The organism is Sphingobacterium sp. CZ-2 (assembly GCF_004526235.1).
Lineage (GTDB): Bacteria > Bacteroidota > Bacteroidia > Sphingobacteriales > Sphingobacteriaceae > Sphingobacterium > Sphingobacterium tenebrionis.
On the sequence record NZ_CP038159.1, the window covers coordinates 2,820,617 to 2,839,839 of the forward strand.

Below are 19,223 nucleotides of genomic sequence, written 5' to 3' on the forward strand. Positions count from 1 at the left end.
GAATGCCTTTCTACCCAATTTTAAAGGAGGTCATCGTCAAAGCGCCGGCAACTGCAGCATCATTAAAGATGGTCAACTCCTCATTTTTCTCCTGAAGAGCCAAAGCATACAGCATCGGTATATAATGTTCAGGCGTAGGAATGGCCAATTGGAACTCTTTTCCCTGTTTATGGAAATCTATTAAAGGTGCATGGTTCCCGGAATTGATATATTCCTTCATTTTTTCATTGGCTGTCTGTGCCCAATCAAAAGCATAGCCTACCGTGTTCAGGTTTTTCCAGGAAACCAAGCCCAGGTTATGTACGATATTTCCAGAACCGATGATCAATACCCCTTTCCTTCTTAAGGCCGTCAATTCTTTGGCCAGCGCATAATGATGCGAAGCGGGTTGGGTATAATCGATGCTCATTTGAATAATCGGAACATCCGCATTAGGGTAGAGGTGTTTAACGACCGACCAGGAACCATGGTCCAAGCCCCATTTCTCATCCAGATGAACCTCTTTACTGCCGACGATCTCTTTTACGGCCTGAGCAAGTTCAGGAGAACCTGGTGCCGGGTATTGCACATCGAAGAGCGCTTGAGGAAATCCACCAAAATCATGGATGGTGGTTGGGTTTTCCATAGCTGTTACAAAGGTGCCTCTAGTTTCCCAATGGGCAGAAACAACCAATATAGCGGTTGGTTTTTCGATTTCATGACTTATCTTCCTAAATCCCTGCACAAATTCGTTTTCCTCGATGGCATTCATGGGGCTACCGTGGCCCAGGAACAACACCGGCATCTTCGCCGTATGATTCAGCTCATCAACGAATTTATTTAAGCTATTTAACTTAACGGCCAATCCGGTAAGGGGAAGGGCGGCAGCTGCGGCAAGGAATTGTTTTCTGTTCATATCATCCATTTTCTTTGTCCTTTCTATTCTGATAATAATACAAAGGTCGTAAGAATAGGATGGTGGGTGGTATGAATATTCGGAAAAATGATATGATAATTAAGAAATCAGTCGGCGCATTTCCTCTCGGAATTCCGATGGGGTCTGTCCGGCTTTTTTCTTGAATACGCTTGTGAAATAAGCTTTATCGGTATATCCCAACTCAAAGCCAATCTCTGCTACGGTTTTGTCCGTGCTGAGCAATAGATTTTTGGCCTCGATCAACTTTCTGGTTTCGATGATTTCGGATACCGATTGTTGGAGGATGTTTTGGGTGATAGTGTTCAGGTTTCGAGCGCTCATGAATAATTTCTCCGCATAATACGCTACTCCTTCAGGTCTTCTGAAATTCTCCTCTAGAATGCTTAGGAAGTTTTTAAACGTTGTGTCCTGATTTTTATAGAGTTGCAAGCTGTCCGGCTCCTGTTTCTGCCGTTCATCTTCAATCATAATAAACAAGCTGCTCAATAATTCCCTAACGATGGAAAGCGATGGCTTTTCCTGTCTCATTTCATCAGCGATCAATTCACAAATGCTGATCAACCTATCAAAACATCTGCCTTCCTTAAATTGGAGGTTGGCATTCTCATGGTAATTGCTGTATAGGTTAAAGGTAGTTTCGGGTATAAATTCACTCTTGAAACGCAAAACCCAGTATAAACATTCGCCATGAAGGAGCTCGGGAGACACACGATGGATTTTTCCGCGGGTAACAAAACAAACGAAGGGAGCTTCATATTGATGCGTCTTAAAATCAATGAAATGCTCAATCTTTCCTTTTACACCTATGATTAGTTCTTCAAAATCGTGCTGGTGGGCTTCATTTAGGGAAGAATGAATTTTTTCCACTTCTTTTTCGTCAACTTGGTAGATTTTAAATAGATTTTCCATGTGATTTATCCCTTCTATCTTAAAATTGCATAAAATTTTAATAAATCAAAGCTTAAAATCTATATTTTTTTATTTGAAGAGACCATTTTCTGTATTGGGTATATTTATCACATACCAAAAAATGGTGGTTCAAAGGTTTTTATACTCATGAAATATAAAATTAAATGATTTTTTATTAATAAATTCCTTTTATAACAAAAATATCCTTAATAAAATTCAAATTTTATTTCATTTTTAATATTTAAAAACTATTTTTGATGTAATTAATTTAAATTTTATGGTTTTATCAGGTAAAAAGTCAATTATTCCTTCTCTTTTAATGGGTTTGGTGGTTGTAATCTCCTTGTTTTTCACCAAAACACCCAAAATAAATGATACATCAAGCTATAATTATGCAGATATTGCTTGGATGCTTACCTCTACAGCATTAGTTTTGATCATGACACCTGGTTTAGCCTACTTTTATGGTGGAATGGTCAAAAAAAAGAATGTAATTTCTACCATGCTGCAGAGTTTTATCTGTATGGCGGTCGTTGCGGTAATTTGGGTGGTATTCGGATTTAGTCTCGTGTTTGGAGAATCCCTCGGAGGGATCATCGGGAATCCATTTAGTTTTTTCATGTTCAATCAGGTATTGGAACATGAACCTTGGGAGGCTGCCGCAAGCATACCTTTTGCCTTATTCGCCATCTATCAATTGAAATTTGCGATTATAACCCCCGCTTTGATCACGGGAGCTTTTGCAGAACGCATCAGGTTCACTTCCTATGTGCTCTTCATTTGCCTCTTTTTCATTTTCATCTATGCACCATTGGCACATGCCACCTGGCATCCTTCCGGGATTCTCTTCAAAATGGGTGTGCTTGATTTTGCGGGCGGAACGGTGGTACACATGTCGGCTGGACTTACCGCCTTGGCATCGGCAATTTATCTAAAGCGGGGCAAAGACTATCATCAACATAACCCTGCGCGAATTACCTATGTGTTATTAGGAACCGGTATGCTCTGGTTTGGTTGGATAGGTTTCAATGCTGGATCTGCTTTTGGAGCGAATGCCCTAGCCGCTACTGCATTGATAACCACTTCTACCGCTTCGGGAGCAGCCGCTTTGACCTATATATTTATGGATGCAGCCAAAGGCATAAAACCTTCAGCAATGGGGGTATGCATTGGTGCGGTGGTCGGTTTAGTTGCCATTACGCCAGCAGCAGGATTTGTTACCTTCGGACATTCCCTAGTTATCGGTTCGGTAGCCGCGGCGGTCAGTAAGTTTGTGATCGAATGGCGGACAAAATCCAGAATTGATGATACCCTGGATGTTTTTCCCAGCCATGGCGTGGGAGGGATGGTCGGTATGCTATTGACCGGTGTATTTGCTAGTAAGCACATCAATCCGGCCATACCGGATGATGGCCTTTTCTTTGGTGAGTGGAAATTATTCAACGCCCATGTGATAGGCCTACTTGGAGCGGCTGTTTTTACACTCGTTATGGCATTTTTGTTATTAAAAGTTACCGATATGATTTCACCACTAAGGGTAACTGAGGCCGAAGAAGAAGTCGGCCTGGACGTTTCTCAACACGGCGAAAAACTATAAGATTCTTTCCTATCCAATTTTCCTAAATTAGACCCTAATGATCAAAATCGTTAGGGTTTTTTCAATTAAACAAAACCATATGGTTTAATTAGTGTTCTAATACTAAGATCAATAGGAAAAAAATATGCATTTTAAAAAATCAACCTTAATTGGGCTATTTTCAGCCGCTGTACTGTTTGCTACTAGTTGTAATTCCAACCAGAAAACAGATGGTGAAGGTACGGATCTGACTCCTGTTGAAGGAAACGATCCAACCCGCTATAATCTTAATGAACCCGATAAGGATTTGATAGAATTGGATTCCTCCAAAATGGATTCCACCATTATAGATTCTGCTCAGTAAAAATCATTCTTTTATATTTTTGTTAGTCAAGCCTGAAGGTGTCATGCCCATCAGGCTTTTTTATTTATATTTACGGAAAATTAGTAGATATGAACCGCTTTCTCCTGCTCCTCTTTCTAATTCTTCAATTTCCTGCAGCAATGGGGCAGCACCGCTTGGTAGGAACGGTTATCCATGGCGATACCAAGGAGCCCATTGCCGGCGCTTCCGTTTATATCAATAACTCTTCCATTGGGACGAGCACCGATAAATCCGGTAATTTCAGTTTGCATCTCGCTCAGGCTTCTGTTTATGAATTGGCCGTATCGGCAATGGGTTATCATGCCACAACGGTTCAAGTGCAAGTTCCTCAAGAAGGGAAATTGGAAATCTCCATGAAAGAGCGAGCGACCCAGATTGAGGAAGTGGTGGTCACGAATTATGTCAAAGATGGATGGTCGAAGTGGGGGCGTTATTTTACAGAAACATTGATTGGACTGGGATATTATGCCGATCAGACCAAGATCCTAAATCCCGAAGTGGTCCGGTTCAGGTACAATCAGAAAGAGAAAATCTTAACCGCTTCCTGTACAGCACCTTTAATCATCCGGAATGATGGTCTAGGGTATGAGATTGTCTACGAATTGGTTCGGTACAGCTCCAACTTTACGACCAAATTCTTTTCCTACGCCGGTAATTCCTTTTTCCGGGACATCGGGAAGGGTAAGAAGAAATATATCCAAGCACGAAGAGATGTCTATGATCTCTCTTTCAAAAAGTTTTTAAGGGAAACCTTAAAAGGCGATTGGGAGAAGGAGGGATATGTGGTTCGAAAATCGGTACATAAGGAAAATGAGGTTAAAAAGCAGGCGGATGAAAAACTGAAAGCCATCAATAAGGAGGTTTTTGAGAAATACAATTTTAACTTTAACCTCTATTATGCTTCCCAAAAAGAAGTTTTGCCCAGCCATGTAGAAGCCTTACGGGCGCAATCTCGACAGCACGAATCCATTACTTACCTGATGGGGATCATGAAGCCCCATCAGATCATTTCAGGAAGGGATACCGCCTTGGGATTGGTCCAGATAGATTTTCCTGACTATCTCTATATCATCTATCCTGAACGCTTTTCCAAATCCAAAAACCCTATGCTTAAGAAAGCCGCTTCGCAGGTAACCGAAGTGTTTCTTCCCAATAAAGAAGGGATACTGCTGGATGTCTATGGAGGGTATTTCCCAACCAACAATTTGGTGATGATAGGGTACGGAGTAGCTTATGCCAAATTGGGCTTCTTATTACCCTATGATTATGAAGAGCCTGAAAAATCCCGTAATAAATAATCCAAGCCCAATTTCTATGGAAATCCATGGATTTATGCTTAGCTTTATTGGATAAAATCACGAAATATTTCGCATAGAACAGGTTGCCCATGGGGATGTTAATTGTAGGATGTATTTTGGCTATCATCGTAGGGATCACCCTAGGGATGATCGGAAGTGGTGGTACCATCCTTACCGTACCGATCCTGGTATATATCATGGGGGTAGACCCGGTATTAGCGACTACCTATTCCTTATTTGCCATAGGCATCACTTCTTTTATTGGTGGGACAAGGGGGATCATAAAAAAAGAAGCCGATATCAAAAAGGTTTTCAGTTTTGGTCTGCCTTCACTCATTGTTGTCTTCCTTACCCGATCCTTTATCCTTCCCTTGGTTCCAGAGGTTATCCATATTGGTCCATATGCCATTCAACAGAATGTAGCTTTAATGATCGTGTTTTCCTTCGTGATGTTGGCTTCTTCGATCAGTATGATCCGGACAGCCCAAAAAGGAATCGAGACTCCTAAAGTAGCACATGTTGTCCCTTTGGAAATCATTATTTTACAAGGGGCATTTGTGGGGCTTATCACCGGATTGGTTGGAGCAGGAGGGGGATTCTTGATCATCCCTGCCTTGGTGAATTTTTACTTTTTACCTATGCGGAAGGCGGTAGCCACCTCCCTGATCATCATCACCATCAATTCCTTCTTCGGTGTCTTAGGGGATATCGAGAAATTTGCGGAATTTGATTGGAAATTATTGGGATTTTATACCGCAGGTACTGTTTTGGGAATTTTCATAGGCTTTGCCTTTGCCGATAAGGTATCCAATAAATCATTAAAGATCAGCTTCGGCTACATGATCCTGCTGATCGGAGCCTACATCTTGGTCAGGGAAACCTTGTTGGCCTAACATCGAGTCAAAAATAGACAATCGTTTGCATGAAGCGATTCAGAAAAGAAATCTGTATCTTGATGTACATCTAAAACCTAATCTTATGTTTCAAGCTAGAAATAAATGGATTACCCTGTTTTCCATAGCTGTTTTGAGCTGCCAGTTACAGCCTGCTATAGCACAGCAGCGACCTGTTGTACCTGCCACTTTCCAGGAATTGCCTGATCCGACTTCGGATGTTCGTTCCGATTGGTCAGCCGTCAAATCTGGATTGCATTCTTCTTTTGTGAGTATAGATAAGCGTTATCCCAAATCGGTAGCTCCTCAAATTTCCGTAGATAAAGATCAAACGCTTATCGGATGGAAAGGCGAGCGTGTGTCGGCACAGGTTCTGATCTGGTCTGCCCAATCCCAAAAGGATTTAAAAGTAGAGGTGTCGGATTTTAAGGGCCAGAACAATTCCAGGATACCCTCCAACCAGTTATCGGCAAGATTCATACGTTATGTGATGACGGATGAATTTGCTTCAGGATGTGGCCATCGGAAACCGGAAGACTTCGCCTCCTCCCTTTCGCCTGATATGCTGGATAACCTCAGCAAAATGGATCTGGATGCAAAAACAGTAAGGCCTGTTTGGATTACAGTGAATATTCCGACCAACGCCAAGCCAGGGAAATATGAAGCAAGGGTAAGCGTTTCTTCAGCTAATCAGAAAACCCAGCAATTAAGCCTATCCCTGGAGGTCTTGAATGTACAGATGCCCAAGGTGGCGGATTGGACCTTCCACCTAGACCAATGGCAACATCCTTCTGCAGTGGCTAGGGTAGAAGGGCTTAAGGTGTGGAGCGATGAACATTTTGAAGCCATGAAACCTATTTATAAGCCCTTGGCCGAAGCGGGACAAAAGGTGATTACGGCAACCCTGAATAAGGATCCTTGGAATGTGCAGACCTATGATCCTTATGAGGATATGATCCTGTGGACAAAACAAAAGGATGGCTCTTGGGCCTATGATTATCAGATTTTTGATCGTTGGGTGCAGTTTATGATGGATATGGGCGTGAATAAGATGATCAATTGCTATTCCATTATCCCTTGGAACAATGAGATCCACTATCAGGACCAATCTTCCGGAAAATTAGTCAATGTAGTTGCTAAGCCTGGAACGCCTATATTCGAGGAATTATGGACACCTTTCTTAAAAGATTTTGTGAAACATCTTCAAGGTAAGGGTTGGTTGGAGCGAACCAATATTGCGATCGATGAACGCGAGCGTGCGCAAATGGATGCAGCCTTTAGCCTGATGAAAAGGGTTGCTCCAGAATTGGGGATTTCCTATGCCGATAACCAGAAAACCTATCAACGATACCCGGATAGCGAGGATATCAGTATTGCGGTAGGGCATCCTTATTCGTTGGAGGACCTGATAGACCGGAGGAACAGAGGATTGAATTCCACTTTTTACATCTGTTGTTCGGATGCTTTTCCGAATCAATTCACCTTTTCAGATCCGGCAGAATCCACCTATCTGGGCTGGTATGCATTGGCCTCTGGGTTTGATGGCCTCTTAAGATGGGCCTATAATTCTTGGGTCGAAAACCCTTTGCAGGATTCCAGGTTCCGGACCTGGCCGGCTGGAGATACCTATATCATCTACCCGAAAGGCCGAAGTTCGATCCGTTTTGAGCGGATGCTGGAAGGGATCCAGGATTATGAAAAAGTTTTGCTGCTTCAACAAGCCTTACAAAAGAACGGCGATCATGAAGCCATGGAAGCCTTGGCAAATGCTATCGCCAAACTGAATAATCCAAAGCGATTTGAGGGATGGAATTCCGACCTGAATAAAGCCAAATCATTGCTGAACGAGCTGTCGAGAAAGCTTTAATTACCAATAGAACGTAAATAAATAGGGAAAGGCCAGGGGTCTTTCCCTATTTTGTTTTTAGGATAATTTTAATATATTTGAGAATACAATTAACGTTTTAGTAGCTTTAAAACGAGCTTTTCTTACGATATAAACCCTAATCAACACCTAAAAACAATATGAAAATAACGACAACATTTAGCAAGATTTTGATCTTGGGATTACTTTGTGGAGTATCCAGTTTGCCATTGAAGGCACAGAACTGGCATCGTACCGATGAAGATCGTGCAGTGGCAGTTGAGGTGGATACCCTGAAGAAAAAGGGATTTACCTTAATTTGGATCAATAAGGAAAAGAATTTTGATCCAGCCTTGAAAAAACAATTGATTGACACCTATTTCACCAATTACCCTAAATTGGCTAAGACATTTAACAAGAATACACGCAAAGAAGTTACTTTTATTATTGATCCGGACTACAAAGGGGTGGCGGCTACGGCGGGAGGGATTGTTCGCTATAGCCCAGGTTGGTTCGCCAAGAATCCGAAGGATATCGACGTCGTAACCCATGAAGTGATGCATATTGTACAGGCTTATCCAAATAATGCAGGGCCATGGTGGATTACCGAAGGGATTGCCGACTATGTACGCTTTAAATATGGTGTTGCTAACGAGGAAGGGAATTGGCGATTGCCGGAATTCAACCCAAAGCACAAATACACTGATTCCTACCGAATCACGGCGCGTTTTTTTAATTGGATCGAAACTAAAGTAAAAAAGAATACGATGAAAAACCTTGATTTGGCAATGCGCTCGAAAAGTTATACTCCAGATTTTTGGGTAAAACAGACAGGTAAGACCATTGATCAATTATGGGAGGCATACGCCGCTAATCCTGCTATATAAAGCAATTTATTATGAACATACACAGAAGAATTTCAAGATTTCTATTTGCCGTGCTGATGCTACCTGCTTTTTCTTCCGCCCAGGAAGGGAATTTAGGTCAATATGTGAAGCCTTTGATCGGGACAGCGAAGATGGGGCATACTTTTCCCGGCGCCACGGTGCCCTTTGGGGCGGTTCAATTGAGCCCGGATACCGATACCATTCCTTACGCCGTCGACGGCAAATATACGGGAGATGTCTACCGTTATTGTGCAGGTTATCAGTACGATGACCCTACAATCGTTGGCTTTAGCCATACCCATTTCAGTGGGACAGGTCATTCGGATCTGGGGGATATCCTGGTGATGCCGAGCCAAGGTAAGGTCTTGCTCAACCCTGGTACGGCCGATAGACCTCAGGATGGATATCGCTCGCCATACAGCCACGACAATGAAGTGGCGGAAACCAACTATTATAAAGTACGTTTGGATAAACATAATATTCTGGCCGAGTTGACCACTAGTACCAGGGTTGGTATGCATCGTTATACTTTCCCTTCCAATAAGCAATCCCATCTGGTATTGGATCTTACTTCCGGAATCTACAATTACGATGGGAAAAACGTGTGGACAGTCGTTCGGGTATTGAACGATTCAACCATCACTGGTTTTCGCCAAACCAATGGTTGGGCAAGAACGAGGACCGTTTATTTCGCGATAAAAACTTCGAAGGCTTTTAAGAACTACGGAGCCAAATATTTTGATAGCAACGTGCAGTATAAAGGCTTTTGGCGTAAATTCAATCAACAGGATAACTTCCCGGATCTAGCTGCCCATAACATCAAAATGCATTTGGATTTTGATACCGAAGCAGGCGAGCAGATTATGATGAAAGTGGCTCTGAGCCCCGTAAGCATGAAGAATGCATTGGCCAATATGGAATTGGAAACCCCAAACTGGAACTTTGACCAAGTAGTAACGAAAGGAAAGCAGACCTGGGAAGCGGAATTGGGAAAATTCAAGGTGGATATGTTGAATAAGGAAGATCTGATCAATTTTTATACCTCGGTTTACCATGCTAACCTGATGCCTACGGTTTATATGGACAGCAATGGCGAGTACAAAGGGTTGGATCAAGAAATCCATAAAGCAGAAGGATTTGTAAACTACACTTCTTTCTCGTTGTGGGATACTTTTAGGGCTTTCCATCCCTGGTTGAATTTAGTGGATCCAAAAAGGAATGCAGACATCGTTTCATCGATGATGGCACATTATGATCAATCGGTGCTGAAGATGCTTCCGATCTGGTCCCATTATGCCAATGATAACTGGTGTATGAGTGGCTATCATTCGGTTTCTGTGATCGTGGATGCCATCATGAAAGGTGTTTACCAAGGCGATGCAGAAGCTGCATTGGCTGCTTGCGTACAGACTGCAAAGACCAGAAGGTATGAAGGAATCGGTGAATATATGGATCTGGGCTATGTTCCAGATGATGTAAATGGTACCTCGGTTTCCAATACCCTGGAATATGCCTATGATGATTGGTGTATCGCGCAGTTGGCGAAGAAATTAGGAAAAGCGGATATTGAAGCCGAATTTTCTAAACGAGCAGAAAATTGGAAGAACCTTTATGATAAGCGGATTGGATTTATGCGTCCAAAGGATAGTAAGGGGAATTTCAGGGAGAAATTCGATGTGCTGGAGACCCATGGACAAGGCTTCATCGAAGGGAATACCTGGAATTATTCGCTGTATGTGCCCCATCAGCCAAAGGAAATGATGGAGGTTATGGGCGGACAGAAACGTTTTGAAACCTATCTGGATTCCCTGTTCACTATGCACCTTCCAGATAAGTACTTTGAGCATACCGAGGACATCACTCGAGAAGGCATCATCGGAAATTACGTGCATGGAAATGAACCTTCGCACCATGTAGCCTACCTGTATAATATCACCAAAAGCCCTTGGAAAACGCAAGAACGTGTAAGGCAGATTATCCGTAACCAATACCACAATGGAGCTGCAGGATTGGGTGGAAATGACGATTGTGGACAGATGAGTGCTTGGTATCTGTTTACTTCCTTAGGTTTTTATCCGGTATCTCCAGGTTCAACAGCTTACTGGATCGGTAGTCCATTGGTGAAATCGGCTGAAGTAAAATTACCAGATGGGAAAGTGTTGAAAGTCCTGGCCAAGAACCAGTCGGAGAAGAATGTGTATGTTCAGAAAGTCTTGTGGAATGAAACAGAGATTAAGGATTTCATGATCAACCATGAGGATATCATAAAAGGAGGAGAGCTCAGCTTTTTAATGGGATCTAAACCTAAAAAATAAATGCAAAGAAGCCGTATCGTTTTTACACGGTACGGCTTCCTACTTACTTAACAAAAATATTTTACCCGAATATTTTTATTTAGCTTTTTCCCAACCTGGATTCTGTTCCAGGTTTTTATTTAATACCAAATCCTCGATAGGGATAGGGAAGAAGTACATTCTTTCGTTGAAAGTTCTTCCATTTGGCAAGGTTTGCGCATAAGGCAAGATCAATCCTTCACTGCTAAGGATCACATCAGAACCAACTTTAACAGAAGGATATTCACTCTGATTGAATTTCATCCCTTCAACTGGCATAGAAAGTAATTTTAATGCTTTCCAACGGATCAAATCATCCCAGCGGGTGTTTTCAAATGCCATCTCAATCCTACGCTCTCTTCTGATCTCTCGTAAAGTAGGAGATACGGAATAGCCAACGTAGGTGGTATAGATTTGGTCCAAGCGTGGATCGCTTGGCTCTTCACCAATCTTCAATGCAGGCATCGCTACACGCGCTTTGATCACATTAATGGTTTTATCCAATACATCTTGTGTAATCTGCCCTAATTCGGCTTTTGCTTCCGCATAGTTCAATAAGATTTCGGCATAACGCATTACTGGAGCGGCCTGAAGTCCATTTTGGGTTCTTGCCCAATCTGTAGGACTATCGTAGAACCATTTTGCCCAACGGTAACCTGTAACGGCTAGATTTCCGATGGCCGTATTGGTTCCTCGGATACCCGGTAATGGATTTGCTGTCGTACCTGTCATGCCGATACCCGGTTTTAAAGTATATTTTCCTGGTAAGGCAATGGATTGACTTAAACGGGGATCTCTGTTTTCAAATTCTAAAGCCAAGGTGTTTTTGCCTTTATACAATGGGCTGGTCGAAATGGATTGACCATCTATACACAGGTAATCATCCACCAAACTACGTGTTGCACTGCTACCCCCGTTTCGGTTGTTTTGTGTGAAATAACGGCTGAATGCTGAACCTAAAGTAAGCGATGCATTATATCCTCGCCAATACACAATCTCCTTATTTCCAGCGTAAGATTCCTTTGCAAATAGGCCATTGTATACATTGTCTTTATCACCTGTAACAATAGCGTATTTATTGCTGTTCATCAAGATTTCTGATGCAGCGATAGACAATTGAAGATATTTCTCTGCGTTTTGTCCGCCATGGTATTTTCTAAAGGTGCCTTCGTATAGCCCGATTCTGGATTTTAGGAAGTAAGCCATATCCTTGTTGATACGTCCAGAGTTGTTGGCGTTGGCTGGTAATAATTCAATGGCTTTATCCAAAACCATCAATACGCTATCCATCACTTCCGCTCTTGGGTTTCTTTTTGCGTATAACTCTTCAGAGTTGGTCTGTAGGTCTTTGGTCAACCAAGGCACATCACCAAATAGTTTTACTTTTTCAAAATACTCCAATGCTTTAAAGAAATTGATCTCGCCTAAGTAAATGGCGTAATCCGATTCTGGAACACTAGTTTTTTTGTAATTGTTCAAAAAGTAATTGATTTGACGTAGGTTCTCCCAATTCCAACCTCCTGAGCCAGATTTACCAGTTAGGTAGGCGATATAGTCGTTATTTGTTACTTTTCCGTAATTCGTAGTAATCGCATTGTCGGTAACCAGGTCACCATAGACCAATTGGGCTTCATTGATGCCTTTTGGATCCACATTATTGGCTTGAAAATCGGTTCCAAATCCTGCCAAATATTTAGGATACAATGTGTTTGCATATAGTTCAAAATCGCTTTTTGATTGCCAGAAATTTGCTTCTGAACGTTTTGATTCCGGATAGCGATCTAAAAAATCGTCATTACATCCTGCCAATAAGGACATGGACAGTATACCGGTAAATAATATTTTATTGGTTTTCATATAGATTCAAGATTAAAAAGTTGCCTGAATACCAAATGCATAGGATTTCATGACTGGATAATCCATGCTCAATAATTCAGGGTCAAATGTTTTAGGCACTTTTTTGAATTCTAACAAGTTAAAGGCAGAAACATTCAATTTGATTCTTTTGAATTTAATAGCTTCTGCATAAGCTGTTGGAAGGGTATAACCTAGCGAAAGGTTTTTCAATCTCAAATAGGCACCATTTTCCAAATATCGGGTTTGAACTTGTCTGTTTTTTCCAGCAGAATAATAACCTGGGAATTTAGCTCCTGTGTTTTCAGGTGTCCAAGAATCGTTGTACACATCATAAGTTCCTGTCCCAGTTACTCCCCAGTACAAAAGATTATCTATCCAAACATCTCTTTTTCCTACCCCTTGTAAGAATACATTGAAATCAAATCCTTTGTACCTTAGGTTTGCATTCAATCCATAGGAATACCTCGGGGTACTGTTACCAATAATTTTTCTGTCACCATGGTCTTCTAAGGTGTTATTCCCGGTCGTAATGGTTCCGTCGCCATCCAAATCCACGTACCTAACATCTCCAGGATACCATAAGGTGCCCAAGTTCTTTTGGCTCACCGCTGGATTGACTGCTGCAATCTCTTCTGCGTTTTGGAATAAACCATAGGTCTCATATCCCCAAATATCACCGATCATACCTCCAGAATATAACAGACTTAATAAGTTGTTCGCATTTCCAAGATAAGTGATGACTTTGGATTGATAATCTCCTAAGGTTAGAGCAACGTCATAGCCTAGGCCAAAGTTGGTTTCATTCTTATATTTAGCGATAAATTCCCAACCTTTTGATTGAAGTTCGCCTGTATTACTTACTGGTGCTTTTGCACCTAAAACTGCTGGGTAGCTAGCTCCATCTGTTAAGATATCGGTTGTGTTTCTTTTGAACCAATCAAAATTGATCTCCAGGTTTTTGAAAAGGGTCAAATCTGCACCAATATTTAAGGTCGTTGCAGTTTCCCATGTGAAATTGGCATCTATCAAGCCTGGTGCATTGATATAGCTTGGACGTATTCCATCCAATTCAAACGGCAAGTTTGAAAATTGTCCTAAGAGAGGTATATAGTCGTAGTAGTTTACTTCCTGATTACCAATGCTTCCGTATGATCCTCTTACTTTTAGGAAGGAAATGACATTATTCCAATCTTGTGCAAAATTTTCTTGCGATACTACCCAGCCTGCTGAAACGGAAGGGAAGAAATGAAAACGTCTATCTTTAGGGAAACGGGAAGATCCATCGTAACGACCGTTAGATTGGATTAGGTATTTTCCTTGATAATCATAGCTTAAGCGATAAAATATACCTCTCACTGCCCAATCCGCAAAATCATCTCCTACGGTCTCTCTACCTGTAGCGCCATTTGCATAATCAATTCCGTCTGTGATATCTTTTTTATCGATTGATATGGAATTATAATTATACCATTCCTGATTATAACCTAATAATCCAGAGATATTGTGCCCAGATTCGAAGGATTTAGTATAATCTGTGTATAAATTGATGGTATATTGATTAGATCTACTTCTAAAATCATATATACTGGAAGGATTGGTGTGTGAGTTTACAGGCTTCAAACCTCCTGGTTCAATACGATTGAGGATTGGAATGATTCTTTTGTATTGGGTATTTACTGTTTTATAAGACAGGTCTCCACGGATGTTCCAGCCCGGAAGTGGGGTGATGGTCGGATTAACCAGAATAAGCATGTTTTCATCGTTATCCGTTGTTCTAGAACCGTAGTCCATAAATGAAAGGATATTATCCGTGTAGAATCTTCCACCTGGGAAATCATCTGGTGTGAAAAGCGGCATATTGACATTTCGTCCAGGTTCCTGCGCTAATGCAGTCCACCAACCACCTTTACCAGAAGGGTAAACGGGCTCTGTATAACGTTTGTAAGAATAATTGTTTCTGGTATCAATTTTAAACCACTCATTCACTTTCACCCCGACATTCGCAATAACATTATAACGATTTAATTTGTCGGTGTTCAATCTATAGATACCATCTTGATTTTGATAACCCATAGAGGTATAATACGTTACTTTATCATTTCCTCCGGAGATGGATAAGATGTGTTTCTGCATCGGAGAAGAAGGTGCTAATGCCTCGTGGTAGGGGTTGATATTAGCGACCCAAACAGGCGATCCTTTAGCATCAAGGTAATATGGGCTGGTCGTTGTCGGGTTAGCCATGTATTCCTTGATTTTCTCCAATTTTTCCAATTCTGCAGCACCTGCAGTTTGTCCGTTTTGAAGAGCAAATCCTTTGATATAGGCATCTTGAAGATCGTAGGCATTCATCACATCAGGAATAGCGGTAGCTTTGCTCCATTGGAAAGAATTGGAATAGTCTACATTTGATCTTCCTGCTTTTCCGGATTTGGTAGTGATCAATACCACCCCGAATGCGGCTCTAGAACCGTAGATAGCACTTGCAGAGGCATCCTTCAACGTGGTTACAGATTCCACATCTTCGGGATTGATATTATTGAAATCCATTTGGATTCCGTCTACTAAGATCAATGGCGAACCATTAGAGGCCTGGTATTGTTTTGAAGTTGTATTATAACTTAAGGAAGTCGTACCACGAACATTTAAATTCGTGCTGGTATTTGGTGAACCATTACTTGTAGTAGCATTTAAGTTAGGGATCAATCCTTTTAAAGCTTGACCTAAATTGGCTACCGGTCGGTTATTGATCTGATCGGCATTTACTTGCGTGATAGCCCCTGTAAGGTCTTTCTTTTTCTGGGTACCAAAGCCCACAATCACCACTTCATCCAAAACTTCATCGGAGGAAGTCATGTTTACCGAGGATGCGGCACTTGCCAGCACCTCTTTGGTCTGATAGCCTACATAACTGAATACAAGGGTACTGGAAGTGGAAGGTACCGCGATGCTGAATTTTCCGTCAGCATCCGTGCTGCTTCTGGTTGTTGTACCTTTGACAGTTACTGTTACGCCTGCCAAGGGTTGGCCGTCGTTGCCTAATACAGTTCCATTAACTGTTTGCTGTAATCCTACTTTAGCGGTGGGAATTGCATTTATTCCGTCAAAGCTGTTAGCTTCTGCAAAATTGGAATAAAGGAATAAACTTGAGGAAAACAGAACAATTTTCCAATTTAGCCTATTTGGTCTAATTGGTTTTCTGAATCGTAAATTGTTCATTGTTGGTGTTTGATTACAATTATTTTTTTGGATGAAAATTTAGAATTTGCTTTAGTGCTATAATTTGCATCCAATGTAGACGATAAGAATTGTTTAATCAAACGAAATCAACGGAAACGATTGCATTATTATGTTATAATTATTTCATATAAAGAATAAAATGTGTTTATAACATGAGCTTGTGGATTAAAAATAGTTAATTTTTAAAAATTAATATTTAGAGGATATAATTTGTTTTTTAATTATTTTTAAATTTTGGTACAATTTTGATGATGTAGGATCTCATTTCTTCTTCTGTCACATCGACCTCTGCAATGGAAATTGGGATTATTCCATTTTTTGCTTTAACAAATGTATCCCTGACAAAGAAATTCTTCATTCTTGCGGCATATTTGTCGGGATCACTCACTAAAATCTCCATATAATTTTTGTTCAAGAAGATATCCGCAATATCTTCTGAATGGATAAATCCGGCTGCTTTTGCAATCGGTGTGGTCTGTGCCTCGATCCCTTCGGTGGAAATGCGAATAGCTGTTTCATCGGGATTCTTGGGTGCCAACTTTAATTTTAACCAACCCCCAATACCCAACAAACTGACAAATATAGATACCACACGACCAACGAGCCACACCCTGGTTTCAATGAACCAGATGAAGATCACCATGGCAATTCCGAGAACCCCTAACAGTAGGAACATATTTGCCATTTTGTTCTGCCCCCCTTTTCCGTATTTTATTTCTATTGTATCCATAGTTTTTATTTATAAATCGTTCTTCAATGCAAATGCAAATTCTTTTATGTTTTTTTCTGGCCAAGGAGAATACCAATGGTAGGCCTTTCCTGCCTGGATAAGATCGATTTGTCTTATACTCACCAGATGCTGATCTACGATCAATGCCAAAACGGTCTTGGGATCCTCCGATTTTAACTGGTCGATCTTTTTGATGTCTCCATCGGCCAATTGAAAGGATATACCAAAGGAATAGGGCGCCACTTCAACAAATTCGACTTGCGATAGGTGATGAGCCGGTAGCAAAGGCTCAGGATTGAATTTGCTGTTCTGTGGCATCTGGCTATCATATATTTCAACATGATAAACGCCATTTGGTTTTTCTATGGTGAAAAAGGCAAATGGATTTGCCTGATCAGGCTTTCCAATTTCCTTAACTCCGGATATTAATCGTTGGGCATCCAGATATCGTTCATCATACATGATTTCCAATTCATACTCGAATAATTCATATTTTTTGGAATGTTTGGACATGATTTCCTCTGAAGTCTGATGCTGCATTTTGCTGATTTCCTTTTCGGAAAAGATCGATTCAAATTTATTGATCAATAAACTATCCATTGAGGGCTTGAAGAATTTTTCCTCGTAAGCCTGTAAATCCTGTTGGTTTATGCTCTTGTATTTTTCCTTAAGTGCAGTAGGATTGATGTCCTTGACCGCTTGTTGGAATTGTTCCAAAACACCAAGTTTTTGCAAAATGGCCTTTGTATTCACTTCGTCCTGTGAAGCAGCATCACAACCAAACAAGCTTAAAAAAATAAGGAGGATCATAGGGTTTTTCATAATTTCTTGATTCAAAGACTTTATTTTTCCACTTCTAAGATAGCGTTTGCCATTTAAAAATATTGTCCTTCTCCTCTTTCTGCCTTGTTGAATTATATAATTTGGCTATGAAAATCCTATTAGTCTTCTTAAATTGCTTATGTTTTAAAAACATTTATCCTAAACCCTAAAAAAATGAAGTTTAATCTCCATTTCCTATGTTTTGTTTTTCTGATCCTACTGGGGAATTCCAGTTTCGCCCAAGAGAAGATAAAGATCAGCCATATGCCGTACATCCAAGCACTCACGGATTCTACGGTATCCATTATCTGGACCAGTAATAAGGATGCCATCGGATGGGTGGAGCTTGCTCCCAATGATGGTTCGCATTTTTATCAGCAGGAGAGACCAAAATTTTTTGCCGGTAAATATGGTTTCAAACATGTTGGATCGGTTCACCAAGTAAACCTCAAAGCCCTGACCCCAGGTACTACCTATCGGTATAGGGTGTATAACCAGGAGGTTTTGAAACACGAAGGTACCAAAGTGCAGTATGGTGATGTAGTGGCTACCAATGTTTATCGGCAGAAGCCCTTGACATTTTCTACGCCAAGCCCAAAACCTTCAGTTTCTTTTGCTGTGATCAATGATATTCATGGTAAAAATGAGCTGTTGAAAAACCTGATCAATCAGGTCGATTTAAAGCAAACGGACTTTGTGGTTTTCAATGGAGATATGCTAGATAACATGTTGAGTGAAGAACAGATGTTTGGCGGATTTATGGACACCGCTATCCGCTTGTTTGCCAGTGAAAAGCCCATGTATTATTCCCGTGGAAACCATGAAACAAGGGGTCCTTTTGCCGTAGCATATCCTAAATATTTCCCTACGAATTCGGGCGAATTATATTATCAGTTCAACCAAGGGCCAGCAGCTTTTATCGTATTGGACTGTGGGGAAGATAAACCGGACAGCGATATCGAATACAGCGGAATAGTGGATATGGATGCTTATCGGACGGAACAAGCCAAGTGGTTGGCCAAGGCGGTTGAAAATCCATCATTCAAAAATGCCAAGTATAAAATAATCATTTGCCACATGCCTGCAACAGGAGGGTGGCATGGCATGGAAGATTTAAGGGATAAATTCCTGCCTATATTAAATAAAGCAGGCGCTCAGATCATGCTGAGTGGCCACCTGCATACCCATCGGATTCAAAAACCAGATCAATACGCTAATTTTCCTATTTTGATCAATTCAAATGTGCATGTGATCAAGGCGCAAATGGACGAGAAGGACGGTAGATTCCGTGTTTACGATCAGAACGGAAAATTTATCGAAGAATTAAAGATCAATCCCTTGAATTGATTGGATAAAGAACACACAGGAGGCTGTATCAAAAACATGATACAGCCTTTTTTTGTCCAATTAGGTTCTTGGTCGAAGTGAGGTGTAAGTGACATGTAAGTGAGTTGTAAGTGTATAAAGGCACTTACAACTCAATTACATAGTACTTGCATAATACTTACACAGTGGA

The 19,223-nt window shown here is 41.0% G+C and carries 14 protein-coding genes; 8 read left to right on the top strand and 6 right to left on the bottom strand.

The window, feature by feature from the left end:
- Positions 1–10: 10 nt before the first annotated feature.
- Together ygiD and E3D81_RS12430 are read right to left on the bottom strand one after the other, a co-directional pair.
- Complete coding sequence (gene ygiD / locus E3D81_RS12425) at positions 11–895, bottom strand: 4,5-DOPA dioxygenase extradiol (protein WP_134777602.1); 885 nt, start codon at positions 893–895, stop codon at positions 11–13.
- A gap of 99 nt (positions 896–994) precedes the next feature.
- On the bottom strand, positions 995–1,825 hold the full coding sequence (locus tag E3D81_RS12430) for a helix-turn-helix domain-containing protein (protein WP_134777603.1): 831 nt from the start codon (positions 1,823–1,825) through the stop codon (positions 995–997).
- Positions 1,826–2,102: 277 nt separating this feature from the next.
- Here E3D81_RS12430 and E3D81_RS12435 point away from each other — a divergent pair, with 277 nt between their 5' ends.
- The 7 genes from E3D81_RS12435 to E3D81_RS12465 all read left to right on the top strand — a co-directional run bounded on the left by E3D81_RS12435 (position 2,103) and on the right by E3D81_RS12465 (position 11,043).
- Positions 2,103–3,422 (top strand): ammonium transporter, encoded by a 1,320-nt coding sequence (locus E3D81_RS12435; protein ID WP_134777604.1) that lies wholly within the window; start codon positions 2,103–2,105, stop codon positions 3,420–3,422.
- Between the two features lie 124 nt (positions 3,423–3,546).
- Positions 3,547–3,765, top strand: coding sequence for a hypothetical protein (locus E3D81_RS12440; RefSeq protein WP_099367949.1), 219 nt, complete (start codon positions 3,547–3,549; stop codon positions 3,763–3,765).
- Between the two features lie 89 nt (positions 3,766–3,854).
- Complete coding sequence (locus E3D81_RS12445) at positions 3,855–5,084, top strand: carboxypeptidase-like regulatory domain-containing protein (RefSeq protein ID WP_134777605.1); 1,230 nt, start codon at positions 3,855–3,857, stop codon at positions 5,082–5,084.
- 89 nt (positions 5,085–5,173) lie between these two features.
- Entirely contained in the window at positions 5,174–5,977 is an 804-nt protein-coding gene (locus tag E3D81_RS12450; protein WP_209023064.1) for a sulfite exporter TauE/SafE family protein, read from the top strand.
- Between the two features lie 85 nt (positions 5,978–6,062).
- Positions 6,063–7,844 carry a DUF4091 domain-containing protein gene (locus E3D81_RS12455; protein ID WP_134777606.1) on the top strand — a complete coding sequence of 594 codons (1,782 nt, stop codon included), beginning with the start codon at positions 6,063–6,065 and terminating at the stop codon, positions 7,842–7,844.
- A 158-nt stretch (positions 7,845–8,002) separates the two neighbouring features.
- Positions 8,003–8,728 (top strand): basic secretory protein-like protein, encoded by a 726-nt coding sequence (locus E3D81_RS12460; protein ID WP_134777607.1) that lies wholly within the window; start codon positions 8,003–8,005, stop codon positions 8,726–8,728.
- Between the two features lie 11 nt (positions 8,729–8,739).
- A complete protein-coding gene (locus tag E3D81_RS12465; protein WP_134777608.1) occupies positions 8,740–11,043 on the top strand; it encodes a GH92 family glycosyl hydrolase in 2,304 nt (767 codons plus the stop codon).
- A 75-nt stretch (positions 11,044–11,118) separates the two neighbouring features.
- Here E3D81_RS12465 and E3D81_RS12470 read toward each other — a convergent pair whose 3' ends face one another.
- From E3D81_RS12470 to E3D81_RS12485, 4 genes are all read right to left on the bottom strand, one after another.
- Complete coding sequence (locus E3D81_RS12470; protein WP_134777609.1) at positions 11,119–12,918, bottom strand: RagB/SusD family nutrient uptake outer membrane protein; 1,800 nt, start codon at positions 12,916–12,918, stop codon at positions 11,119–11,121.
- Between the two features lie 12 nt (positions 12,919–12,930).
- Positions 12,931–16,134, bottom strand: a complete 3,204-nt coding sequence (locus tag E3D81_RS12475) for a SusC/RagA family TonB-linked outer membrane protein (RefSeq protein WP_134777610.1) — start codon at positions 16,132–16,134, stop codon at positions 12,931–12,933.
- 238 nt (positions 16,135–16,372) lie between these two features.
- Positions 16,373–16,885 (bottom strand): STM3941 family protein, encoded by a 513-nt coding sequence (locus E3D81_RS12480; protein WP_134777611.1) that lies wholly within the window; start codon positions 16,883–16,885, stop codon positions 16,373–16,375.
- Between the two features lie 9 nt (positions 16,886–16,894).
- On the bottom strand, positions 16,895–17,707 hold the full coding sequence (locus E3D81_RS12485; RefSeq protein ID WP_167554288.1) for a hypothetical protein: 813 nt from the start codon (positions 17,705–17,707) through the stop codon (positions 16,895–16,897).
- Between the two features lie 174 nt (positions 17,708–17,881).
- On the opposite strand from E3D81_RS12485, the gene E3D81_RS12490 reads away from it, so the two are divergent.
- The gene (locus E3D81_RS12490; RefSeq protein WP_134777613.1) at positions 17,882–19,054 is read left to right on the top strand and encodes a metallophosphoesterase; all 1,173 of its coding nucleotides are present in this window, start codon (positions 17,882–17,884) and stop codon (positions 19,052–19,054) included.
- The last annotated feature ends 169 nt before the right edge of the window (positions 19,055–19,223 follow it).